The following is a 24,300-nucleotide window of genomic DNA, read 5'->3' on the forward strand; positions in this document are numbered from 1 at the left end:
AAAGGGTACCAACAGGGCGCCCATAAAGGCGTTCTGGTGGCGCAGCATACATCAAGTGAAACAACAGGATATCACTTGTGTAGCAGGCGTGTAATTTTAGTATAAAGTGTGCGGATTAACCGTTGAGAGATTTTTTGTTACATGAGTGAGTCCTTTACTACCTGGCAGGCCCGTTTCGAAAAGCTCCGCTCCAACAAGTTTTTTGAAGCGGTGGTGATTGCCATTATCGTCATCTCTGCCCTGGTGATAGGGGCCAAGACCTACGACGAAACTTCCCAGGTCGAGCAGTGGCTGCTCTATCTCGATATCGCCGTGACGATTTTTTTCCTGATTGAAATTTTAATCAGAATGGCCGCAGAGCGCAGCCTTCTCGACTTCTTCAAAAAGGGCTGGAACGTTTTTGATTTTCTAATTGTTACCGCCAGCCTCATTCCCATGGACGACTCGGAAATGGTGTTGTTGGCAAGGTTGCTGCGCATTTTTCGAGTGTTACGCCTGGTCTCGATGATACCTGAACTGCAGATGCTCCTTAGCGCCCTGGTGAAATCGGTGCCGCGGATGGGCTATGTGGTGCTGCTGATGTTTATCATCTTCTATATATACGCCGCCATTGGCAGTTTTCTGTTTCACAATGTCGACGAGGGACTATGGGGCAATATTTCCCTGGCGATGCTCACGCTGTTTCAAGTAGCGACGTTTGAGAGTTGGGCCACGGCGGTGCTCTATCCTGCCATGGAGGTTTACCCCTACGCCTGGATCTATTTCTTAACCTTTATCTTTTTGAACGCCTTTATCTTTCTCAATATGATGATTGGTATTGTGCTGGATGTGATGCAGAAAGAGAGTGCGCAAATGGCGCTGGACAGCGGCGAAGGCGAAGAAGCCGAGCTGCAGTCACTACGCAATGATGTTCGCGGGCTGAAAGCGCAGCTTGATCGCATGGAGTCAGCCCTCGCTCAAGCCTACTCGACAGCCCCCAAGCACCAGAATGACGTGGGCGGTAAGCACACTGATAAGCCCACAACTGACTGATTTTAGGAGAGCCGCCATGATGTTGACTGATCCTGCCAAAAAGTACCGCCCCTTTGTGGCCGTTGACCTGCCCGACCGCCAGTGGCCGAACAAGCGCATCGAAACGGCGCCTATCTGGTGCAGCGTTGACTTGCGCGATGGCAACCAGTCACTGATCGACCCCATGGATCAGGAGCGTAAACAGCGCTTTTTCGACATGCTGCTCAAGGTTGGGTTTAAACAGATAGAGGTAGGGTTTCCGTCCGCATCACAAACGGACTTCGATTTTGTGCGCTCGCTGATTGAGCAGGATAAAATTCCTGAGGATGTGACTATTCAGGTGCTGACTCAGGCGCGCCCGCACTTGATTGAACGCACTTTTGAAGCCTTGAAAGGCGCCAAGAACGCCATTGTCCACGTCTATAACGCTACTGATCCCATGTTCCGCCGGGTGGTGTTTAACGTTGATAAGCCGGAGTGTGTTCAAATAGCCGTGGAGGCGACCCAGCAAATCCGTGCCCAGATGGATGCCGCGCCAGAAACCAACTGGACGTTTCAGTACTCGCCGGAGCTCTTCACTACCACCGAGATGGACTTTGCCGTCGAAATCGTCGAAGCGGTTATGGAGGCTTACGGCAGCAGTGCCGATCAACCCATTATTGTCAATTTGCCTGCGACGGTGGAAGTCGCCACGCCGAATAACTATGCCGACCAGATCGAGTGGTTCTGTCGCCATGTCAAAAACCGCGATCACCTGATTGTCAGCGTGCACCCCCATAATGATCGCGGTACCGGCGTAGCGGCAGCCGAGCTCACGCTGATGGCCGGGGCCGACCGGGTTGAGGGCACGCTGTTCGGTAACGGCGAGCGTACCGGCAATGTGGATATCGTCACCTTGGCCATGAACATGTATACCCAGGGTGTTCATCCACAGCTCGACTTCTCCAATATTACCCCGATCATGCGTGAAGTGGAGTACTGCAACCAGTTGCCGGTGCATCCCCGCCACCCTTACGTGGGCGACCTGGTGTTTACCGCCTTCTCCGGTTCCCACCAGGACGCTATCAAAAAAGGCATGGCGGACCGGCGCACCAACCCTGATGCAGTTTGGGACGTCCCTTATTTGCCTATCGACCCGCTGGACGTGGGCCGCAGCTACGAAGCCGTTATCCGGGTTAACAGCCAGTCCGGCAAAGGCGGTGTGTCCTACCTGCTGGAGCAGGAGCACGGTATTGAGTTACCGCGTCGGCTCTCCATCGAATTTAGCCAAGTGGTGCAGGAAGTGGCTGAGCGCACAGGTAAAGAAATTACCTCGCAGATGATTTATCAGGCGTTTGCCGATGAGTATTTAGAGCAGCGCGCACCTTTTGCGCTAGTGAGTCATCGTTTGTCGTCGGAGCCCGACAGCCCCAAAGTCACGTTGAATGCGGTGGTCGAACAAAACGGTGAGCGGCAAACGCTTACTGGCGAGGGCAACGGCCCGCTAGCGGCCTTTATTAAGGCGCTGGCCGCCGCTGGACACGATGTGGAAATCATCGACTACCACGAACACTCCCGTGGCCAGGGCGCCGATGCTGAAGCTATAGCTTATGTGGAAGTACGTATCGATGGCAAAGCGGTGTTTGGTGTAGGCACCGATGAGAGCATTACCAGTGCCTCCATGAAAGGCGTGCTTAGCGCGATCAATCGCCACCACTCCACCCAGCCCGCGGCGGCGAACGTGACGGCGGAGACGTTGGGCTAATAGGCGATTGCCAACATACCAAGGTGGAAAGCGATGCGGCCCTGGCAGATCATAGTGTTAATCGCGTTGGTGACTGCCGGGCTAGCATCAGCGGTAGCTTCCCACGAACCGTTTGAAGATAGACTGGTGCGCCTGGAAGCGCAGCGGGCGCTGCCTGCTCTAGAGGCATCGCTTAAGCAGGAGTCGCCAGAGATTAACGCGCTTTTGCTTAGCTATTCATCCGACCAAGCCTTATGGATGAGCGCTTCTCTGGCGATGTTACGCCATGGTGATATAGCCCGCGATGTGCTGGTGGAGTTCGGCTTATCGCCTCAGTTCCAGCAGGTGCTGGTGCGCTTTGGCGCTGACGCCGTACTGCCCATCAGCTACTTTAGCCGCCACGATGTCGCAACGCTTAGGGCGCAGCACTGGTTGGGCGAGCGCTACCAGCAGCTTAGTCGCTGGTGGAGCGATGAGGAGGGCGGTGCGGGTTCAGCGTTCACGCCTTACCGTCGCGGCCAGATGGGCATTGCGCTGCTAGATGCCAATGGCCACGCACTGCTTAACCAGTTTGTGGTCAGTGAGCAAGATGAGGTTGAGTGGTTGCAGGGTGAGCGAGTCGTCGCGGGCGTCGGCGATTTCTTTACCAGCGGGCTACGCGATCTTGAAAGCCAGTGGCGCCGCGGCGACGCCATTGACGCAGCCGATCTAGGCTGGGCCGGTGTCGATCTACTGGTCATGGCCAGCACCGTTAAGGTGCTGCGGGCGGGTAGGGCTGCTCGTGCTGCGCGGGTGGGGAGCGTTGAAGCCCAGGGAACTCGCGCTGGCTTGGGTCAAGGCGTTTTAGCTACCAGCGGTCGCTTCGCGACACTGCCGCGTGTGGCCAAAGTCGCTGCGGTTGCAGGCACCGCTTATGTGGTGATTCGCCACCCAAGCCTAGTCAGTGCGTTGGGCGCCAACCTTTCGACTTGGCTAGGCTGGCCGGTATGGTTGGGTCAGTTTCTTATCTGGCTAATCGTGCTACTGCCGATGCTGGTAGTGGCGCGATTTGCTTATCGCTGGCTGCTTACGCCTGTGCTGTGGCTGTTAGTGCCGTTGATGCGGGTATGTATTAAAACTGCTAACCATGCATTAACCAAACGTACTCCAAGGCAAGTCGACGAAACTAACTAAGAAGATGAGATGTAACATCAACGGGGCGGCCTTAAGGCCGCCCCGTTTTGCTATTGGTCAACCTCAAGCGCTATTCCGGCAGGGCATAAACGGCGATCTGATCGCCAACCTGATCTTTCAGAATGGTATTGCCGCCGGAAACAAAGGCAACATACTGGCGGCCATTGTACTCATAGACCGCGGGGTTAGAGACGGAGGGGGCTTCGGTCTGATCCGACCACAGCTCCTCACCGGTTTCCAGCGAGTAGGCACGCACCTTGGCATCCATGGAGGCGCCAATAAAGATAACGTCACCAGCGGTTACCGCTGGTCCGCCAATGGTGGGCGAGCCCCAACTCTCTGGCATAAAGAAGCCATACTGTTGCGATGCGCCCACGGGTCGACGCCATTTGATATCACCTGTCGTCATGTCGAGGGCGACAAGCTCACCAAAGGGCGGTTCCCAGCAGGGCATGCCCCACCGATTCAGCGCGACCTCTAAACGCATCCCATAGGGCGCGCCTTCCTGGGGGGCGAAGCCACTTTCGTTACCCGAGCCGCTATCCGCTTTTTCATAATCCTCTCGATTATAGAGCTTTATGTACTGCACAATGTGCGAGGTATTGACGATGGCGGTCTGGCTTTCTGGAGCGAAGGCGACGCCGCCCCACTGAACGCCGCCCGCACTGATGGGAAAGCCAAGCGTGCCTTCGCCTTGGGTCGTCGGCGGGGTGTACATACCTTCATAGCTGAGATCATTCCAGAGCGCTGAGCACTCCCCAAAGCTAACTGCATCAGCCAGTGCCCAGACGTCGGGCTTCTCGGACTGATCTAACAGTGGCGCTGGTTTGGTCGGGAAGGGCTGAGTCGGCGCGTAAACTTCGCCCTCAACGCTGCCATCACCGCTGGGAACCGGGCGCTCCTCAATTGGCCAAACATCGTCGCCGGTTTCGCGATTGACCACGAACAGAAAACCCATTTTGGTCGCCTGAAGCAGCGCCGGAATCTCTTCATCATCGACGGTGATGTCCATCAGCGTTGGTGCGGCAACGGTATCGTAGTCCCAGATATCGTGATGAACCCACTGCCGCGACCAAACGACTTCGCCGGTCTCGATATCCAGGGCGGTGGTGGAGGTCCCCAGGGGTACTTCCTCGGTGCGATTGCCGCCCCAGTAATTTGGCGATGGAGATGAAACCGGCAGATAAACCAGTCCTCGCTCTTCATCGGCGGACATATGCGTCCAAATGTTAGCAGTACCGCTCTGCTCGCGCATCTCATCGCTGAGCGCCTGGAACGTCCATTCGCGCTCGCCAGTGCGGGCATTGATTGAGTAGACGGTGCCGGGTGGGGCCTGCTCATAGGCCCAGTCCATTCCCGCCCAGCCTAGAATCAAGTGGTCGCCAACCACGGTGGGTGGTTGCAGTAGCGATAACGGCCAGCGGTCGTTGGTATCGTTCCACTGGTTGACGTCCAGCACACCGTTATTAGCAAAGTTTGCGCACTGTTCACCGCTATCGGCATCGACCGCGAATAGCTGGGCATCCATGGTGCCCATATAGATAATTTTTTGGCAGCGCTCGCCTGCTTCTGGATCCTCTGCCTCCCAATAGGCGACACCGCGATTCTTCAAGGCGGGCTGGGTGAGCGCTTCAAGAGAGGATTGCGTATCGAAGCTCCATTTCTCTTCGCCATTCGCGGGGTCTAGGGCCAGAATCCGGTAGAAGGGGGTACCGATATAGAGCGTCTCATTGGCAAACACCGGAGTGGCAGACCAGACCGTGGCGGGTAAATCCCCAGAACCATCAGCCACATCCCCAGTGTGCACTTCCCATACTTTTTCCAATTCGCCAACGTTGTCGGTATTGATCTGATCCAGCGGACTATATTTTTGCGCATTGAGCTGACCATGGAAGCTATCCCAGGTGGGTTCGCTAGGTACCAAAGGTATGGGTGTAGCGCTAACTTCTGCCTGCTGGGCAGCATTTTCCTGCTCCTCAGGCTCTTCTTGTGCCAAAAGTGGCATAGGGGCAAGGCAAATTGCCAGCGCAGTAGCCGTGCCCAGGCGTTGTTTAGTGGTAATCAAAGTCGGCATGGTCGGCTCCTTAGGTATGGGTGGCTCGGGCGTGATGCGACGGGCGAACCATATCGAGGAGCAGCCCGATCAGGCCGATCACCATAGCAACGCAGATCCACCACTGGTGTAGCAGCATTGCAGCGAAAAAAGTGCCAGCAAGGCCTATCAGAATAAGCACCCGCAGTGTAATGGAAACACCACGTCCTGATACCTTAAAGAGAAGTAACGACATCACTGTAAGAGCGAGGCAGGCCAAAATGGCGACCATAGCGCCGAGTGTCCCATTAACTCCGGTCAGTGGGGTGAAATAGGCATAGAGAGCGATAGCGAGACCTGCGAGCGAGGCGATCAATAGCATCATTGCGCCTAGCCGGGTCGAGGGTGATGTCGACAAAGCGTTTCTTCCTCCTTGATGATTGGCATAGCAAGCTATGGGCACTATTAACTTAGCAGATAACGACACCTTTTCGACCTGAGTGCTACCGCTTAACTAACTAAGACTGACGCTTTAACCATCCTCGCCAGCCGCCAAACTCGGTAATGTCCTCTGCTTCACCCCCTTCGTTTAACGCCCCTGCGGTGCAGATAAAGCCACATTTCCAACTCCCGTCGGCGAGCTCCACTTGGCCTAAACCGAGCGGGGCAGGAATGCCTGCTAAAAAGCTGCCCACGGCTTCGATGGGTAGGCGCCATACTTCCACTTCAATGGCTTGGCCATTTTCGTCGCGTAGCATTGCTGGGCGTTTGGGCGGCCCGCCTGCCAGGGCAAACAGCTTATAGCGCGGCGCGCTTTGGGTGGTGCTCACTAATACGCCGCCGCGTTCGGTCAATTGGTGGTTAAGCGGCAGGCCTTGCAGATGTGCACCGCACACTACCAGCTCCATGGTGCCGTCTTGGGCATTGGTTAAGGGCTCAGATAACGCCGGATGGGCAACGCCTGTGGCTCCTAACGGCAGCATTAAGCGGGCTTCTATGGCACGGGCGAGGGAGAGCAGCGTTAAGTCAGAAAACACCGGCCCAAACAGTGTTACGCCCACTGGCAAATCGCGCTCGCTAAAGCCTACAGGCACGGCCAGAGCACTGTAGTCGAGCAGGTTCATAAAGTTGGTCCAGGTGCCCAGGCGTGAGTTGACGCCGATGGGATCCGCCGCCACTTCTGCCTTGCTCGGGTGCATGATCGTGGTGGGCGAGAGCATAACATCGACATTAGCGACTAACGCGTCTGCCTGGCGCTTGAATTCCGCAAGCTTATAGCGGGCGTCGAAGGCATCCACGGCCAGCGGTGTAGCGCCGCCTTGGGTTATTTCAAACGTTACCGGGTGAACAGCCTCAGGGTGTGATTGCATCAACTCGCTAATAACATGGTAGCGTTCCGCCACCCAAGGGCCTTCGTAGAGCAGGCGTGCTGCTGCGAGTAGGGGCGAGCAGTCCAGCTCGACTTTTTCACCGCCGAGAGCTTCCAGCTCGGCAATCGCCTGGTGCATTCCTTGGGTATAGGCCGCATCGGTGTGCCACTGGGCTTGCAGCGGCACGCCAAAGCGAAATGCGGCAGGGGCTTTGCCATAGCGTTGACCGTACACGGCAAAGTCATGCTTTCGTGACCAGGCGCAGTGCTCATCATAGGCAGTGGTAATGCCTAGCACTGTCGCGGCATCGTCGGCGGTGAAGGTAAACAGACTAATGGTGTCGAGCGTCGCGCAGGCGGGCACGACGCCTCGGGTGCTCAGCAGCCCCAGGCTTGGTTTGACCCCGTAAAGGTTATGGAAGCAGGCGGGTACTCGCCCAGAACCAGCGGTATCGGTGCCCAACGCAAAGCTGACCATCCCCGCTGCGGTGACCACCGCCGAGCCGCTGCTGGAGCCACCGGGCACCAGTGTTGGGTCAAAAGCATTAGCCGGCGTGCCGTAAACGTCTAGCGCCCGCTCGCCCACCAATCCCGTCGCAAACTGATCCAGATTGGTTTTCCCCATGGGAATTGCGCCCGCATCGATCAGCCGCTGAACCACGAAAGCGCTCTCTGTAGGGGTATAAGCGAAGGTCGGGCTGCCCGCTGTGGTGGGCACCCCAGCCAGGTCGATGTTGTCTTTGATGGCAAAGGGAATACCGTAGAGCGGCAGTGTTTGCGGCGACTCGCCTTCAAGACGCTGCAGGTAGGGTTCCAGCTGTTCGCGAGTCAAGCGAGTGATCCAGGCAGGTTCTTGGCCATGGCTTTCGGCTTGTGCGAGTAGCTCGTCGATTAATGCCGCAGGGGTGAGTTCACCCTGCTGGTAGGCGGCGTGTAGTGATTCGATGGTAAGTGAGTAGCGCATCGTGTCTTCCTTGCTCAGAGTCTGTGCTTAGTGTCTGTTTTCATCAATACGATGTTTTTTTAAGTTCTGTTTTTTAAATTCTGTGCTCATCAATGTAGTGCTGGGTGCTAATACTGACCTGCATTACATGAGAACGTGTGGCGCGGGCGGCAGCCTCACCATCGCCTTCCAGAATGGCGGTCACAATGGCATCGTGCTCTTGCCAGGAGAGGCTGGGGCGTTGCGGCATACGAAACTGGGCTTTGCGGAAAGGTTTTAAACGGCTTCGCGTGGCCAGCGCTAAATCGCGCAAGTAGGGGCTATGGCTGCCTTCATAGAGGTGAGTATGAAACTCATGGTTAAAAGCTTCGTAGGCGCTGGTGGTGCCGTCGCGCACTATGCGTAAGGCCTCTTTATGAAGGCGCTGAAGGGATTGGCGTTCCTCAAGTGTCATTCGCAGTGCGCAGAGACGGGCGCAGGCGGCCTCCAGTTCTGACATGGCTTCGTACATCGCCATTAACAATTCATCGGTGATGTTGGCGACCGTTACGCCACGGTTGGGACGCTTTTCAACCAGCCCCATGGCCGCAAGATGGCCAAACATCTCGCGCACCGGCGTGCGGGATACGGCGAAGCGTTCGGCAATTACCCGGGCATCCAACTTGGTACCTGGGGCAATCTCACCGCTGATGATTTCATCGGCGAGGATGCTGAGCATATCGTCGACCGTGGTGCCTTCGCGTAACTTGGCGGAGCTCAAAGTTGAGTTACTTTTCATACCGCAGCCACCTGGACGTGATCAGAATTGGATTGAACCGGTGGATGAGGAATTGCCGCGAGTAGAGCACGCGTATATTCGTGGCTAGGCTTGCTCAGCAGTTTCTCTGTAGGGCCTTCTTCAACGATTTTACCTGCCTGCATCACCATCACGCGGTCACATAGCAATCGAACGACATTGAGATCGTGACTGATAAAGAGATAGCTCATATTGAGCTGCTCGCGCAGGCTCGCCAATAAGTTCAGCACGACTGCCTGAACAGAGACATCCAGCGCAGCGGTGGGCTCATCAAGAATCAGCAGCTTGGGTTCCAAGGCGATGGCTCGGGCTATACCAACTCGCGCCTTTTGCCCTCCGGAAAGTTGATGGGGAAAGCGGTCTAAAAGATGGGCAGGCAAACCAACACGCTCAGCAAGCACGGATACCCGAGTGTTAAGCTCCTGACGGTTGACCTGGTCAAGTCTTCGCAAAGGATCCTCTATTGAACGTCGGGCGCTCCAGCGGGGGTTGAGGCTATCCGTGGGGTCTTGAAACACCATTTGCAGTTTGCTACGCAAGGGGTGATGAGCAAACTGCTTTGCGCTGATAGCGGCAATATTGCTACCGGCGAACCTTAGCGCACCGCTAGTCGGATCCAGCAGGCGCATAATCATCGCTGAGGTGGTTGACTTGCCGCAGCCGCTCTCACCGACGAGTCCAAGGCTTTCGCCCTCGTGCAGGGTAAAGCTTAGATTATCCACTGCCCGCACTTCTTTAGCGGCCGAGCCAAAGGCTTTAACCAGGGCATCGACTTCAAGCAGCGGTGGGCCAATGGGTTGGCGCTCGGTGCTGGAACGACGCTCATCATCGGCGGGCAGAAGATCGGCTACCTGGGAGTCAAGCCTGGGCGTGGCGCGCATCAAGCGCTGGGTATAAGGGTGCTGTGGGGCTGCGAAGAGCGTTTCAACCGCAGCTGACTCTACGATTTCGCCTTTCTCCATCACCACAATCCTATCGCAGTAGCAGGCGGCTAAGCCCAAATCATGGGTAATCAGCAGCGTGGCCATCTGCCGTTCGGCGGCCAACTCGACAATCAAATCCATCACGGCTTTTTGCGTCGTCACATCAAGCCCCGTGGTGGGCTCGTCAGCGATAAGTAGTTGGGGACGGCAGGCCAGCGCAATGGCAATCACAATGCGCTGGCACATGCCTCCAGAGAGCTCAAATGGGTAGGCGTGGTAGCGCTGTTCAGGTTCACGAATTCGAACGGCTTGCAGCATTTTGATGGCTTTGCCGCGGGCATTCCCCCGTGTGGCCAGGCCGTGTTGAATCATTACATCTTCAATCTGTCTGCCAACGGCACGAATTGGGTTAAGGGCCGCGCGAGGGTTCTGAAAGATCATCGACATTTCGCGCCCGCGTAGCTCGCTCATGGTGCGTTCATCTGCACCACCCACATCAACGCCACCAAAGACAATGCTGCCGTCAGCGATGCGGCCTGCACGATCAAGAATGCGCAGCAGGGCATAGGAGGTCACGGATTTGCCGGAGCCCGATTCACCCACGATGCCTAACGTCTCGCCTTTATTAATACTGATATCGACTTTTTTAACCGCCGTGACGGTGCCATTACGGGTAGCGAACTCAACCGTTAAATCACGAATATCGAGCAGCGGGATAGCCATAGTAAGCTCCTCAGGTACGCCGCAGCGGATCAACCAGATCGCGCAGTCCGTCGCCTAGCAAGTTAAAGGTGAACACAGCCAGCATCAGGGCCAGCCCTGGGAAGAGGGCAAGCCACCACTGGCCCGAGACAATGTAGTTGGCACCTTCTGCGACCATGATGCCCCATTCGGGGGTGGGTGGGCTGACGCCTAAACCAATAAACGAAAGCCCGGCAGCGTTAAGAATGGCCCACCCCATGTTGAGCGAAATTTGCACCATCATGGGGGGAAGTGAGTTGGGGAATATTTGAAATGCCAAAATACGCCAGTCCCGATTGCCGGATAAACGGGCGGCCTGTACGTAACCGGCCTGACGACGCACAGCGACTTCGGTACGCGCCATACGGGCATAAAAAGGCAGGTTAATAATCGCCGTGGCATAGATGATGTTTTCAATGGTGTTGCCCGCTGCCGCGACAATCCCCATGGCCAGCACAAACAGCGGGAAGGCCATAATTGTGTCCATTAAGCGACCGGTGATTCGATCCGTCCAGCCGCCATAAAAACCAGCAATAGCGCCTAAGGTGGAGCCGACCACAAAGGCGATCGCTACGGCGGTCACCGCTATCATTAGATCAAGGCGAGTAGCGATCACCACACGTGAGAACACATCACGCCCCAGGTGGTCAGTACCAAACCAGTGCTGCCAAGAGGGCGCTTGCAAGGTACTGCTCGAATCAGTGGCTAACGGGTTATAGGGCACCAGCCAGGGGCCGAATAGCGCAGCGATCACTATCAGCACAAACAGCGCAAAAGCGACCGCTGTGACAGGGTTATCGGTCATAACGTAGAGTAGGTGGCGCACGAAACGGCGTAGTGCGCCCTCTTGTGCGCTGCTCGCGGAGGTTAATGTGGTCATGACGCTACTCCTGCGTATTTAGACGCGGATCCACAAGGGTGTAGATCACATCTATCAACAAGTTAAGGGCGACAAACAGCAGTGCCATGGTGAGTACAAACCCCTGTACCGAGGCGTAGTCCGAGACCACTAAGGCTTCAACGGCATAGGAACCAATGCCCGGCCATGAGAAGACTTGTTCCACCAGCACGTTGGCCCCCAGCGCGAAGGAGAACACCATGCCTAGCGTGGTAATCACCGGCAGAATGGCGTTGCGCAGGGCGTAGGTGAAAAGCACTTTTCGACGCGGCAAACCGGCGGCACGGGCAGTACGAATAAATTCGCTTTCCAGGGTTTGTAGCATGGCGGCGCGGGTCATACGCGCGATCGGCGCAAGGGTGAATAGCCCTAGGGTGATGGCGGGGAGCAGTAGCTGCGATAGCGCTCCCCAAGCGGTTTCCAGGTCTCGATCAATCAGTGCGTCGATGACATAAAAGCCGGTTACATTGGGCGGTGAAAGATACAAAAAATCCAACCGACCCATCGGGGAAGGAGCCCAGCCGAGCAAATAATAAAAGATGTAAATAAGTGCTAAGCCGGTGAAAAACGTGGGCAGCGATACGCCCGCGGTCACCACTGCACGGCATAGGTGATCTACCCAGGTGTTAGGACGCGTGGCGGCCAGAATACCCAGCGGTAAGGCAATGATCATTGAAAAGAGCAGCGCAAAGCCGGTGAGTTCCAATGAGGCAGGCAAGCGGGTGGTTAGCTCGTGTATTACTGGCTGCCCAGTAGAGATTGCGGTACCCAAGTCGCCTCGTAATAGGTCTTGGACATAGCTGATAAACTGCAGCGGTAGCGGGCGATCTAGCCCCATGCTGACACGTATCTGCTGGATCGATTCGGCATTAGCGGCTGGCCCGGCAAAGTACGCGGCGGGATCGCCGGGCAGCGCCCGGGTAAGTAAGAACGAAACAATCACAATACCTACCAACACCGGTACCGCTTGAACGACTCGCCAGGCAATTAGGCGCGTTCGGGACATAGTGGCCATGCTGACTCCTTAACTGACACGTAGCGTGCGGTTATCGAGCTGGCGGTGATACCAGAACTCATAGCCCGAAATGTTGGGCTGCATCGCCACGTTGAGCGTCGGTTGGTAAAGCGGAATACGCGGCACATCTGCAAAGGCGATCTCGATCATGCGGCGAATTTTCGGAGCGTACTCAGGGTCATCCATAGCCATAAAGAGTGTTTCATCGACGAGTTGGGCAATCTCGTCGTTGTGGTAATTGGACGAGTTAAATAAATTGCCTTCGATATAGGCCCAGAAGAAGTAGTAGCAAGGTGTGTTGAGCCAGCCGCCAAAGTTCTCCAAGTGTAAGGGCAACTGCTTATCTACCAGCGCGCGGGTGCGCCAGTTGGCACCGGGGATACGATCCAAGTTGACGGTAATGCCAATCTGGCCCAGGGCCTCTTGAATCAGCAGCGCGGTGGGTTCTGCCCAATCCGCTTGGCCTAAATCAAAGGAGAGAGGCACTTCAAAGCCCTCTGGGTAATCCGATTCCGCCATTAACTCGCGGGCACGTTCAAGATTGTTGCTGTAGGGGAAGGGTTGCGGCCAGGCGATATCAGCAGGGGACTCGCTTTCTCCACCCCACATGGGAACACCGCGCCCATAGACGGCATTTTGCATAATGGCTTCGTAGGGAATTGCCCAAGCAATGGCTTGGCGCACGCGTACATCCTGGAAAGGCTCGAATGTTAGGTTTGGGCAAAGCACATGAAGACAGTTCTCAATCGGCGTGCTAACCACTTTTACGTTGGATTGAGCGTCAAGCTCCATGGCATCACGGGGAGGCACGTCTTGTGACAAATGGGCATCGCCGCGTTCGAGCAATGCACGTCGGGTTGACGTAGAGGGTACTTCCCGCAAAATGACGCGTTCTGCCCCTGGCAGTTCACCGCTGGCCCAATCCGGGTTGCGGCGGTAAACCAGCTGTTGACCTGGTTCCCAGCGCTCGACTTGGAAAGCGCCCGAGCCTGCCGGGGTTCGGTGCAGATATTCGGTTGCCCAAGTATCTTCATCAGTGGCGTGCTCTAACGCCAGCTGTGAGTTAATCACGATGGCGATCGGCGTGGTGAGGTTAGGAAGCGTTAGTTTTGAGGCGTGGGGTAAATGGATGCGGAAAGTGCGTTCGTCGACGGCTTCAAACTGCTCAGGGCTTGTCATTGAGCCTGCTGCCATCTGAGTGGTAGGGAAGCCGCCCAGGGTTACAGAGCGGTCAAACGACCATTTAACGTCCTGCGCGGTTACCGCACGGCCATCCCAGAAAGCGGCTTCACGCAAATAGAACGTTAATGTCCGTCCGTCTTCTGAGACTTCCCAACTCTCCGCCAACTCGCCTTTTAGATTGTCGTAGTCATAGCTTAGCGAGCCATCTTCCAGTGTCTTGGTGCCAAACGTCATCAGGCGGTCATAGCAGTTCACCGCGACCTGGTAGCTGGGGCGATTGGTGCCGCTGCGGTGGATGTCGAGGCTGTTAATCGTGCTGCCCATCACTACTACCAGCGTTTCATTAGCGCTGGCCATGGCGGGAAGTACTTTTAAAAAGGGGAGAGCAGCAGCGCCCAGGGTTAAGGCGGAAGTGCTTTTAAGGAAGTCGCGACGGTTCATGGTTGATCCTCACAATGGCATCGATAGTTACCAGTGTGTATGCACTTTGAGGGCCATGATATTGCAGGTGCGAGTGTTTATAGTTATAAAACAAAGGCCTGTCGGTTTTTGAAAGGTATTAAAAAGCAATTTTTAAGCTACTGTTGCGATAAAACAGCGCAAAGTGCATACACTTTGCGCTGTTTTGGATCATCCTTATTTTACGTGTTGCCCCTTCCGCCAGGGGTGGGTAGATAGCACTACTCGCCAACCACCTTGGCTACGCTCTAAGTAGTCAAAGCACAGGCTGGCGCGCCAGCGAAGAGCGCTGTCAGTTAAGCTGCTGATTGGGGTAAATAGTGCGTCTGCACTATCTGCCCAAGGGCGAGGGGTAATTGCCATAGCGTGGTCGCCGATTTGCAGCCAGCGCAGTTGGCCTTGCTTATCTGTTTGAATCACCTCTTCAACGGCATCATTGGCAAGCCGCTGCCAGTGCTCAACGTACTGACCATGTGGGTGTCGCTCTTCTAAAATATTGCCATCAATCCAGCGCAGTAGACCCACATCTCGTTCCAGGCTGGGGCAAAGGTCTTGGTAGCGATGCCAGGTGCACAGTCCTAGCTCACTATCGATCTGGGTAATACCCGCAAAAGCGGTGAGTCCCGCCAGCCACTCTAGTTGGCGACGATTGCAGTCGTCTAAACCGGTGATACCTGCAAAGTCAGGCGAGTCTGTAGGCAGGCGCAGGTCGGCATGCCAGTGTTTGCCCTGAATCCAATAAACCTGAGTAGTGGTGTCGGCCTGTTGGTAGGGCTCTTTAGCGGGTTCGGCGTAGAGCGTGCGCTGCCATACGCCGCGAAACGCTTGAGGTGTGGCAGGTAAGTCGACATTCATAAGGGGTCTTCCTTATGTTTGCCGTGCTGCCCCAGGCTACCTACTTCTCGGGCTCCTTCGGGAAGCGCAACCTGACCCTTTGCTAAACGCTCGCGCAGATAGCGGAAGGTTTGGATAGTTTGGGCATAAAGATGATCGCCCGCTTTAAGCGATGCGTAATGGGCTTTTCCGTGTCGCTCGACTAATTCGGGCAGCGGCGCGACGTCAGTATGGTAATCGCAGGCGAAAAATAGCGGAAAGGAGTAGCGCTCCTCTTTTACTTTGCGCACCCGGTGGGAGGTCGCCACAAACTCGCCGTTGCTCCAAATTTCCAGCATATCGCCAATATTAACGACTAATGCATTCTCTTTATACGGCACATCAATCCATTCGCCCGCGCCGTTCATGACCTCAAGCCCCGGCGCGGTGGGGAGCAACAAGGTAAAGCACTCGTAGTCGGTATGGGCACCGATGCCTTGGGTGTCTTTAGCCTCGGGATTATAAGGGTAGTGAATCAATCGCAGCTGGCTGGGCGGTTTGTTGACGTGGCGCAGTAGCTGCTGCTCTTCAAGCCCTAAGGCCAGCGCAAAGCCGCCCATCAGCGTGCGGCCCACTTGGTAAGCAGCATCATAGTAAGCGGCGACCGGTTCGCGGAAACCGTCAAGATCGGGCCAGGGGTTGGGCCCGAGGAGTGGCGTACCCGCTAACACTTCAGGGTCGTTAGCGGGCAGTTCAAAGGCAAGATCAAATGCCTCTTTCATATCAGGCTTTTTAGGGTCTGGTGACTCTTCACCGGGAGGAACATAGCCGCGGTGATGATGGTATAGGCCGATGTAGCGCTCCATTTTGGTGGCGTCAGGTTGAGCAAAGAAACGTTTGGCTTGGGTAATTAAACCCTTGCGAAGTGGGTGATCAATCCCGTGACCCACCATTTGAAAGAAACCCACTTCCCGCGCGGCGTGACCCAGGGTATCAGCAACCGCTTGGCGTGCTGCTGCATCACCATGGAGTAAACCGCTAATGTCGATAACAGGTATTGCTTGAAAGTCAGCTAATCGCTGATCGGCGTTGATCTGGCTCATGCGCTTACCTCCTGTTCACTGGTGAGTACCACAAGCGGTTGTCCCGGCGCGATTGAAGCGCCCTCAGAAAGGGGTAAGCGAACAACGCGGCCCGCGCAGTGGGCTGTGATCTCGACTTCCATTTTCATCGACTCCACCAGAGCTACCGGTTGGCCGGCCGTGAGCCGATCACCTTCCTTGACCAGCAGCTTCCAAAGGCTGCCCGTGACGGGGCTTTCGATACCGATTTCGCTGTCATCGAGCGCCGCGACGTCGGCACTTTCCGGAGCTCGATCTTCAAAGGTGAACTGACCGTTGGCCCGCCAAGCGGCCATTTCTGCCTGGAAAGCGGCTTCACGCTTGGTGCGGAAGGTCTCAATCGCCTCGGCATTTTTATCGATCTCGGCTTGGTAGTCCGCTAGGCGAAATCGTGCGGTTTCAATGGATAGGTCGTAGCGACCGTGGGGGAAGTCGCAGCGGATTTGCACAAGCTCTTCGTGGCTGACCTCATGAAAACGCAGTTGATCAAAAAAGCGCAACAGCCAAGGGTTCTCGAAGTGCGCCGTGGAGCGGTAGCGGTTCCACATTTGCAACGTGCGGCCGACGAACTGGTAGCCGCCGGGGCCTTCCATGCCATAAACGCATAGATAGGCACCGCCAATGCCTACGGAGTTCTCTGCCGTCCAGGTGCGGGCGGGGTTGTATTTGGTCGTGACCAGCCGCTGGCGCGGGTCGAGTGGTGTGGCAACGGGGGCGCCCAGGTAGACGTCTCCCAACCCCATGACGAGATAGCGGGCATCGAAGACGATATCACGCACCTGCTGCTCGCTTTCAAGCGCATTGATGCGGCGAATGAAATCCAGGTTGCTGGGGCACCAGGGCGCGTCCGGGCGAACGCTGCGCTGGTACTTGTCGATGGCTTCCTGGCAAGCGGGGTCGTCCCAGGAGAGCGGCAGATGCACCACCCGCGACTCCACTTCCAGTGACTCCACATCGATGAGCGCCTGCTCTGCCTTTTGCAGATGTGCGAGGAGATCATCCAGCGTCAGTTCCAGTGGCTCGTAGTGGATCTGCAGCGAACGAATCCCGGGCGTCGCTTCCCGCAGACCGGGCAGCGAGTGCTCTCTTAGCCATAGCATCCAGGCGTGAACCCGAAAGCGCAGCGCGATATCCAGCTCCATGGCACCGAACTCGATCAGTAGGAAATCATCCCCGGCGCGGCGGTAGACGATGCGCTCGCCGGCCTGCGCGGCGGGAACGTCACGGACGATGGGGGTGTCGCGTTCAGGCTGGATGTCTTCGCCAGTCACAGCGCTGAGAGACGCCAACTGCTGCAACTGGCGCTCTTCGAGGAGGCGAGCGGTGGTCAGGCTGACCGCAACGAAGCGTACCGTGTCACCTGCGGCGAGCTGCCCCAGCTTCCACCGTTCGGCGCGGATGACGGTGGCGGGGCAGACGAAGCCACCAAGTGAAGGGCCATCGGGGCCCAGAATGACCGGCATGTCGCCGGTAAAGTCGATAGTGCCAAAGGCGTAGGCATTATCGTGAATGTTGGAGGGGTGCAAGCCCGCTTCGCCGCCGTCGGCGCGGGCCCACTCCGGCCTTGGGCCAATCAGACGAACCCCGGTGCGGCTGGAGTTGTAGTGGACTTCCCACTCGTGATCGAAAAAGCGCTCGATATCCTCATCGGTGAAGAAGTCCGGCGCGCCATGGGGGCCGTACAGCACCGCTACTTGCCAGATTTTACCGCCGTTTCGATGGCCGAAGGCAGGTACCAGCGCCTCATCGAGCGTAGCAGGGGGCGTGGGTGAGTGCGGGGGTAAATCGAGCATGTCGCCGCTTCTCAGTGCGCGACCGGCGTGGCCCCCGAACTGGCCTAACGTAAAGGTGCTGCGGGAACCAAGGTATCGTGGGCAGGCAATGCCGCCGCGTACCAATAGATAAGCGCGAGCGCCCGCTGCGGCCTTGCCCAACGCTAGCGTAGCACCGGCGGGGATATCCACGATCTGCCAGAAGGTGACTTCGTCTCCATCTAGCGTGGCGGGGAGTTCGGCACCTGCCAGCACGATCTGGGTGGCACGGTGAAAGCGAAGCGTTGGGCCGGTCAGGGTGATTTCAAGCCCGGCGGCATCGGTGGGGTTGTCCAGCAGGCGGTTGCCGAGTCGAAACGACCAGTCATCGAATGGCCCCGAGGGCGGTACGCCTACGTCCCAGTGCCCTTGACGACCGGGGAAGTCCTGAATCGTCGTCATCGTGCCAGGGGCGATCACTTCTATGACGGGCGGCGACCACGCTAGGGTGGTCAGCCAGTACGTATCCAGGTCGGCATGTTGGAACCGCTCGGCGCGCAGCACGTGGGCCAGCCAAGTGCGGTTGGTGGTGATGCCATAAACACTCGCGGTATCGAGCGTTGCCGCGAGTTGCTCGATCGCGGCGTTGCGGCTGTCGGCATGAACGATCACTTTCGCCAACATGGGATCGAACAGCGCGGAGACGTCCATCCCGGCTTCGATGGCGTGATCGATGCGCAGACCGTCGGCCCGGGGGAAATCGACGTCGGTGAGCAGCCCGGCACTGGGACGAAAATCGTGGGCGGGGTCTTCGGCGTAGAGGCGCGCCTGAACGGCATGGCCGCTGGGGGTGAGATTCTGGGTCAGCGCTTCGAGAGCAGGCAGCTCCCCTGCGCCCAGTTTGATCATCCACTCGACGATATCGATGCCGTACACCATCTCGGTGACGCCGTGCTCCACCTGCAGGCGGGTATTCACTTCCAGAAAATAGAACGCTTGGCGCTCGGTGTCGTAGATGAACTCGACGGTACCCGCACTGCGGTAGTTGACCGCTTTGCCCAACTGAACGGCCGTCTCTTGCAGCGCCTGGCGAACCTGTTCCGGCAGGTTGGGGGCAGGGCACTCTTCGAGCACCTTCTGATGGCGGCGCTGGGTGGAGCAGTCCCGTTCGCCGAGCGCCACCACACTGCCTTGGCCATCGCCAAACAACTGCACTTCGATATGACGAGCGCGGGCGATATAGGCCTCCAGAAACACGCCGCCGTCGCCGAAATTACGCTCGCTGAGGCCTTTGACCGAGTCGAAGGCGTGCTGGAGCTCGGCGGGCGTTTGGCAAATCTGCATGCCGATGCCGCCACCGCCAGCGGTGGATTTGAGCATGACCGGATAGCCTATCCGCTCGGCGCTTGTTAGAGCATGATCGATGCTTTCAAGTAGCCCGGAACCCGGCACAAGGGGCACACCGGCGCTTTCGGCCAGCGCACGCGCTCTATGCTTGAGGCCAAACTGCTCGATCTGTTCGGCGGTAGGGCCTAAAAAGGTCAGCCCCGCGGCGTCGCAGGCAGCGATGAAGCGAGTGTTCTCTGACAAGAAGCCGTAGCCTGGGTGTACTGCCTGGGCGCCGCTCTGCTTGGCAATGGCTATTAGCTTGTCGATATCGAGATAGGTGTCGCTGGCGCCGCCGTCCCCTAGTGAGTAGGCCTCGTCGGCCTGGTGGACATAGGGAGCATCGCGATCCGCATCGGCGTAAACCACCACGCTGCCCACACCGAGGGCTTTCAGCGTGCGTAAAATGCGTGCGGTAATGGCGCCGCGATTGGCAATTAGGACTTTGCTAAACGTTGTATTCATGGACATGGCACTGCCTGCAAACAAAGGCGGGTCGTCCCGCGGAATAATAGGCCTTCCGGAGTCGTCTCCAGGGCTACCGAAGCGCCATGGCTGGTCAGGAGCATAAGCGGAACGTCTTTTTCAGGGCCGAAACCTGATCCATCCAGTTTCGGCATTCCCGCCATCCATGGCGGTCAGATGAAAAAACCGATGGGTTTACAGCGTTTCCGCGTTGCTTCTGACCAGCCAAACTCTCCCGTCACTACTCAGCTGGCCCAAACCAACAGCTCGATGGGTGTTGGGTTGTAGCCGTTGCAGGGGTTATTGAGCTGAGGGCAGTTGGAGATCAGCACGATGACATCCATCTCGGCGACCATCTCCACGTATTTACCCGGTGCCGAGATGCCGTCTTCGAAGGTCAGCCCGCCGTCGGCAGTGACCGGCACGTTCATGAAGAAGTTGATGTTGTGGGTGATGTCGCGCTTGGTCAGGCCGTACTCTGGATGATTGGCAATGGCCTGCATCCAGTTGTCGCGGCAGGAGTGCATGTGGCGTTTTTCCAGGTCGTAGCGCACGGTGTTGCTTTCGCTGGCGCAGGCGCCGCCCAGGGTGTCGTGGCGGCCGCAGGTGTCGGCGGTTAGCGTCAGCATCGTGCGGCCTTCGCTGGAGAGCAGCTTGGAGCCCGCGGTCAGGTAGACGGCTCCCTGTTCGCGAACGGTATCCATGGCGCTGTAGCGTTCGGCGGTGTCATCGGCACTGAAGAACAGGGTGTCGGCGGCCTGGTTGCCCTCTAAATCGAGAATGCGCAGGGTTTGGCCACGCTTGACCGTGCCGATGTAGTGGTCGCCCGCGTTCACCGTAGTCCGGCTGACGGCATTTTCGGGGCGTAGGGGGCTTTCGATGATCATGGGATTCTCCCTTATAGGCCGAGGTGGTAAAGGCGGTTGTTGGCAAAACCGCGGGCGTTTTCGGGCCGCGAGCGGTAGCAGGGGTCGTCCTCGGTGGGGGCTGCGGCGGTGCCTAGCGCGATATCGACGCCGCGCCGTGGATAGTCTGCGGCGGGATCCAGCGGGTGCGGGCAGGTGTGTAGCAGCACCAGGGTATCCATCTCGAAGCGTAGCGTGACACTGTTGCCCGGCTGGCAGTGGCCGGGCACATAGCGCAGCTTGCCTTCGTCGTCGCTTTCTACACGGGAGAAAAGATTGAGGTTGGCCGCCATATCCCGACGTCCGAGGCCGTACTTGGCAAGCTCGACCAAAAAAGCGTCGAAGCCGGTGCGCGTCCAGTGGTTGTGCGCCTGCTGATAGCTCACCGGCTGCCAGCCTTTGTTCAGCAAGTGTTGAGGCATCAGGTTGCCGCCAACACTATCGTGCCAACCCAGATCGTCATGGGTCATCGAGGCAAAAATACGCCCCATGTCCGAGTAGAGGCAGTGGCCCTGGGTAAGCTTGAAGGTGTGCTGACACTTCAAGGTATCCGGCAGGTTCAAGCGCTCCAGCAGATTTTCCGGGTTGTAACACAAAAGTCCCACGTTGCTGTCGGCCTGTTTGGCCGTCAGCGTAAGAGTGGTGCCGCGGCGCAGGCGCAGCGACCAGTGATGCCCGCCGGGTAAGTGGGTGGCGTAGTCGGGTTGGCGATTCATGACAGCGTTTGTCATCGCAGCGTCTCCTGGATGTGAGTGTGCAGTCCGCCCTGGTGAAGCGCTTCTTTGAGCTCGTTCGAAGGGCGGTCGCGTGAAATGGGCAAGTCGTAGGTGATCGTGGCACCATAGGCTTCCGGCGCCTGGGGGTCGTGGCGGGTTTTATCGAATACCCACAGCCGAGTCCCCAGCTCGAAGGCCTCTTTCAAATCGTGGGTGATCATAAAGATGGTCAACTGCTGCTCTTGCCACAGGCGGTCGATCAGCACGTGCATGTCCTGGCGAATGCCTGGGTCAAGCGCGCCAAAAGGCTCGTCGAGCAGCAAAATACGCGGCCGCATCATCAATGCCTGAGCAATGGCCAGGCGCTGCTGCATACCGCCGGAAAGCTCATGGGGGTATTTTTTGAGCGCGTGGCCCAGGCCCACTTCGTCGATGCGGGCGCGGGCTTTTTCTATCGCGCGGCGCTTGGCGGCACCGAAGCTTTTACCCAGTAGCTTGGCGCTATGTAACTCGTCGGCCATCATCACGTTGCCAAGCACGGTCAGGTGCGGGAAGACGGAGTACTTCTGAAACACCACGCCGCGGTCGGGGCCGGGTTCATTGGGAATCGGCTTGCCGTCCAGCAGTAGATGGCCTTTCGATTTGGCTTCGGTGCCTAGCAACATTTTCAAAAATGTGGTTTTACCGCAGCCAGAGGCGCCAACCAGCGTGACGAACTCCCCCTGTTCGACGCTGAAATCGAGATTCTCCAGCACGACGTGGTGGCCGTAGTGTTTTTCCAAGCGTTTGGCGGACAGCAGGGTCATGACTTGCCTCCTTCACCAGCGTGGTACCAGGGAAAGGCAAGACGCGATGTCCAGGCGAGAAGCTGGTCAAGGAGAAACGCCAGCAGTGTAATCCACGCCACGTAGGGCAGAATCACGTCCATCGATAAGTAGCGGCGCACCAGGAAAATACGGTAGCCAAGCCCCTCTTGGGCGGCAATGGCTTCGGCGGCGATCAAAAACAGCCAGGCGCTGCCCAGCGCCAGACGGGTGGCGTTTAATAGCCGTGGGGTCAGTTGTGGCAGCAGGACTCTCAACAACACTTGCCAGGAGCTGGCGCCCAGGGTTTGCGCTTTGATCAACTGTTCGTCGGGCAGCCGCAGGGCGTGACCCTGCAGATCGCGAATTAGAAACGGCGTGACCCCGATGACGATCAGCGCGATTTTGGCGGCCTCGCCGGTACCAAAGGCGATAAACAGAATGGGCAGTATCGCCATGGGCGGGATGAGCGACGCAACGGTGACCAGCGGCGAGAGTTTGGCCCGGATGAGGGGAATACCGCCGTTCAAAATGCCCACTACCAGGCCGATGAAGGCGCTAATTCCCACGCCAACGAGAATGCGCTCAAGGCTTGCGAAGGTGTCTGTCCACAGCACCACCTCCCCTGTACGCACGTTCTCAGCGGTGGCTAAATGGTAAAAAGTGTTGGCCATGGTCGAGGGCGTAGGCAGCAGGCGATCATCAGGATTTTCCGTCAACCTTGCATTGGAGAGGCTCATATACAGCATCGCCAGTAGCAAAAAAGGCAGTAGACCTAAAAGCCAGCGGCTGCCCCGGGAGGGCGCTAGGTTAATCAATCGCTTCATGGCGGATGTCCACAGAAGATGAGTGCAGAGGGAGCGGCTGGCGCCGCTCCCATCGCGCTAATGCAGGAGGAACCTGTTACTGAGCATCAAGGTAAGCTTGGGTAAAGCTAGGGTCGAAGCGCAGTTGCACATTGCTCTCATCGCCGAATACGCCACTGGGGGTTTCGATGCCGACCACGCCTGCATTGGGGGCCATATCGCCGAGTAGACCGTGCTCAAAACTGAATTCGGCGACGCGCTCCATGGTGTCAAGCAGTTCGGGGTTCTCCATCAACTCGATAGCTTCGGCAGGGTCGGTGTAGAGGTAGGTGGCGTCTAACTGATTACGATAGCCCTCCACATCAGTGCCTGCAGCGTCAGCCATAATGCTCAGCGCGTTCTCGTCGTCTGCTTCGATCAAGTCCATCACTTCGTACCAAGCGCCTACCAGGGCATGACCAAGTTCTGGGTTGTCCGCCAGGGTTTGGGTGTTGACGACCATCATGTCGAGGATTTCACCGGGGATTTCCGCTGAGGTGTACACCACGTTACTGTCGGGCATCTCAGCAATAGCGCTTAGCTGTGGGTTCCAGGCGGCCACGGCTTCGGTGGTGTCGCTAGAGAACAGGCCAACAATATCCGCATCAGAGGTGTTCACGGTCTCGATATCGCGCTCGGTCAAGCCAACGCTTTCGAGCGCCCGGGCCAGAAAATAGTGAGAGACGCTGAACTGAACGAGATTGACCTGGCGGCCCGCGATATCCGCTAGGTCGTCGCTACCTTTCAGCACGATACCGTCGTTGCCATTAGAGTAATCATTGATGATCAAGGCAGTCGAATCGACGCCGCTGGCCGCAGGAATGGTTAGAGCGTCCATATTGGTCATGGCGCAGCCGTCCACATTGCCGGAGGTGAACTGGTTGATCGACTCTACGTAGTCGTTTACCTGCACTACATCGATGCTGATGCCGTACTCGTCGGCCCATTTGTCGACGACGCCTTCAACATCGGCGTAGGCCCAGGGCATCCAGCCCGCATAAATTGACCAGCAGACGCTGAATTCATCGCGCTCTTGGGCTTGGGCAGAAGTAACTGAGAGTGGGGAGGTAAGAGCGGCTATCACCAGGGCAGCCGATAGCGGCGCAAGGGATAAACTTTTTGAAGTACGCTTTGGGGATACACAATTTGGGGGAATGCGCTTGCAACGGGTCATAACAGCCTCCAGCGGCTAAGAGAAAACTCGGGGGCATCGGCGCATCACTGCACCTT

The 24,300-nt window shown here is 57.2% G+C and carries 19 protein-coding genes; 3 read left to right on the forward strand and 16 right to left on the reverse strand.

Annotated elements, in window-relative coordinates; all coding sequences use genetic code 11:
• Positions 1-141: 141 nt before the first annotated feature.
• The 3 genes from OM794_RS07915 to OM794_RS07925 are packed head-to-tail and all read left to right on the forward strand — an operon-like array spanning position 142 to position 3,907.
• A complete protein-coding gene (locus OM794_RS07915) occupies positions 142-1,032 on the forward strand; it encodes an ion transporter (protein WP_226249712.1) in 891 nt (296 codons plus the stop codon).
• 16 nt (positions 1,033-1,048) lie between these two features.
• Positions 1,049-2,755, forward strand: coding sequence for a 2-isopropylmalate synthase (gene leuA, locus OM794_RS07920; RefSeq protein ID WP_226249713.1), 1,707 nt, complete (start codon positions 1,049-1,051; stop codon positions 2,753-2,755).
• Between the two features lie 33 nt (positions 2,756-2,788).
• Positions 2,789-3,907 carry a hypothetical protein gene (locus OM794_RS07925; protein WP_226249714.1) on the forward strand — a complete coding sequence of 373 codons (1,119 nt, stop codon included), beginning with the start codon at positions 2,789-2,791 and terminating at the stop codon, positions 3,905-3,907.
• 70 nt (positions 3,908-3,977) lie between these two features.
• Here the strand turns inward: OM794_RS07925 and OM794_RS07930 are convergent, their stop codons facing one another.
• From OM794_RS07930 to OM794_RS08005, 16 genes are all read right to left on the reverse strand, one after another.
• Positions 3,978-5,981 carry a pyrroloquinoline quinone-dependent dehydrogenase gene (locus OM794_RS07930; RefSeq protein ID WP_226249715.1) on the reverse strand — a complete coding sequence of 668 codons (2,004 nt, stop codon included), beginning with the start codon at positions 5,979-5,981 and terminating at the stop codon, positions 3,978-3,980.
• Between the two features lie 10 nt (positions 5,982-5,991).
• Complete coding sequence (locus OM794_RS07935; RefSeq protein WP_226249716.1) at positions 5,992-6,357, reverse strand: hypothetical protein; 366 nt, start codon at positions 6,355-6,357, stop codon at positions 5,992-5,994.
• Between the two features lie 100 nt (positions 6,358-6,457).
• Positions 6,458-8,272 carry an allophanate hydrolase gene (gene atzF, locus OM794_RS07940; RefSeq protein WP_226249717.1) on the reverse strand — a complete coding sequence of 605 codons (1,815 nt, stop codon included), beginning with the start codon at positions 8,270-8,272 and terminating at the stop codon, positions 6,458-6,460.
• 73 nt (positions 8,273-8,345) lie between these two features.
• The gene (locus OM794_RS07945; protein ID WP_226249718.1) at positions 8,346-9,029 is read right to left on the reverse strand and encodes a GntR family transcriptional regulator; all 684 of its coding nucleotides are present in this window, start codon (positions 9,027-9,029) and stop codon (positions 8,346-8,348) included.
• Positions 9,026-10,693, reverse strand: a complete 1,668-nt coding sequence (locus OM794_RS07950) for a dipeptide ABC transporter ATP-binding protein (RefSeq protein WP_226249719.1) — start codon at positions 10,691-10,693, stop codon at positions 9,026-9,028. The genes OM794_RS07945 and OM794_RS07950 overlap by 4 nt, the downstream gene beginning before the upstream one ends.
• A 10-nt stretch (positions 10,694-10,703) precedes the next feature.
• A complete protein-coding gene (locus tag OM794_RS07955) occupies positions 10,704-11,591 on the reverse strand; it encodes an ABC transporter permease (protein ID WP_226249720.1) in 888 nt (295 codons plus the stop codon).
• Positions 11,592-11,595: 4 nt separating this feature from the next.
• Positions 11,596-12,624 (reverse strand): ABC transporter permease, encoded by a 1,029-nt coding sequence (locus OM794_RS07960; protein WP_226249721.1) that lies wholly within the window; start codon positions 12,622-12,624, stop codon positions 11,596-11,598.
• Between the two features lie 9 nt (positions 12,625-12,633).
• Positions 12,634-14,247 carry an ABC transporter substrate-binding protein gene (locus OM794_RS07965; RefSeq protein WP_226249722.1) on the reverse strand — a complete coding sequence of 538 codons (1,614 nt, stop codon included), beginning with the start codon at positions 14,245-14,247 and terminating at the stop codon, positions 12,634-12,636.
• Between the two features lie 195 nt (positions 14,248-14,442).
• Entirely contained in the window at positions 14,443-15,120 is a 678-nt protein-coding gene (locus tag OM794_RS07970; RefSeq protein ID WP_226249723.1) for a hypothetical protein, read from the reverse strand.
• The gene (locus OM794_RS07975) at positions 15,117-16,181 is read right to left on the reverse strand and encodes an isopenicillin N synthase family dioxygenase (protein ID WP_226249724.1); all 1,065 of its coding nucleotides are present in this window, start codon (positions 16,179-16,181) and stop codon (positions 15,117-15,119) included. The genes OM794_RS07970 and OM794_RS07975 overlap by 4 nt, the downstream gene beginning before the upstream one ends.
• The gene (gene uca / locus OM794_RS07980; RefSeq protein ID WP_226249725.1) at positions 16,178-19,807 is read right to left on the reverse strand and encodes an urea carboxylase; all 3,630 of its coding nucleotides are present in this window, start codon (positions 19,805-19,807) and stop codon (positions 16,178-16,180) included. The genes OM794_RS07975 and uca overlap by 4 nt, the downstream gene beginning before the upstream one ends.
• Positions 19,808-20,046: 239 nt before the next feature.
• The gene (locus OM794_RS07985) at positions 20,047-20,688 is read right to left on the reverse strand and encodes an urea amidolyase associated protein UAAP2 (protein WP_226249726.1); all 642 of its coding nucleotides are present in this window, start codon (positions 20,686-20,688) and stop codon (positions 20,047-20,049) included.
• Positions 20,689-20,699: 11 nt separating this feature from the next.
• A complete protein-coding gene (locus OM794_RS07990) occupies positions 20,700-21,437 on the reverse strand; it encodes an urea amidolyase associated protein UAAP1 (RefSeq protein ID WP_226249727.1) in 738 nt (245 codons plus the stop codon).
• A complete protein-coding gene (locus tag OM794_RS07995; protein WP_226249728.1) occupies positions 21,434-22,228 on the reverse strand; it encodes an ABC transporter ATP-binding protein in 795 nt (264 codons plus the stop codon). Before OM794_RS07995 ends, OM794_RS07990 begins: the two co-directional genes overlap by 4 nt.
• Positions 22,225-23,052, reverse strand: coding sequence for an ABC transporter permease (locus OM794_RS08000; RefSeq protein WP_226249729.1), 828 nt, complete (start codon positions 23,050-23,052; stop codon positions 22,225-22,227). The genes OM794_RS07995 and OM794_RS08000 overlap by 4 nt, the downstream gene beginning before the upstream one ends.
• 76 nt (positions 23,053-23,128) lie before the next feature.
• Positions 23,129-24,244: a putative urea ABC transporter substrate-binding protein gene (locus tag OM794_RS08005; protein WP_226249730.1), complete on the reverse strand. Its 1,116-nt coding sequence runs from the start codon at positions 24,242-24,244 to the stop codon at positions 23,129-23,131.
• Positions 24,245-24,300 lie beyond the last annotated feature (56 nt).

This window comes from Halomonas sp. BDJS001, assembly GCF_026104355.1.
Classification (GTDB): Bacteria; Pseudomonadota; Gammaproteobacteria; order Pseudomonadales; family Halomonadaceae; genus Vreelandella.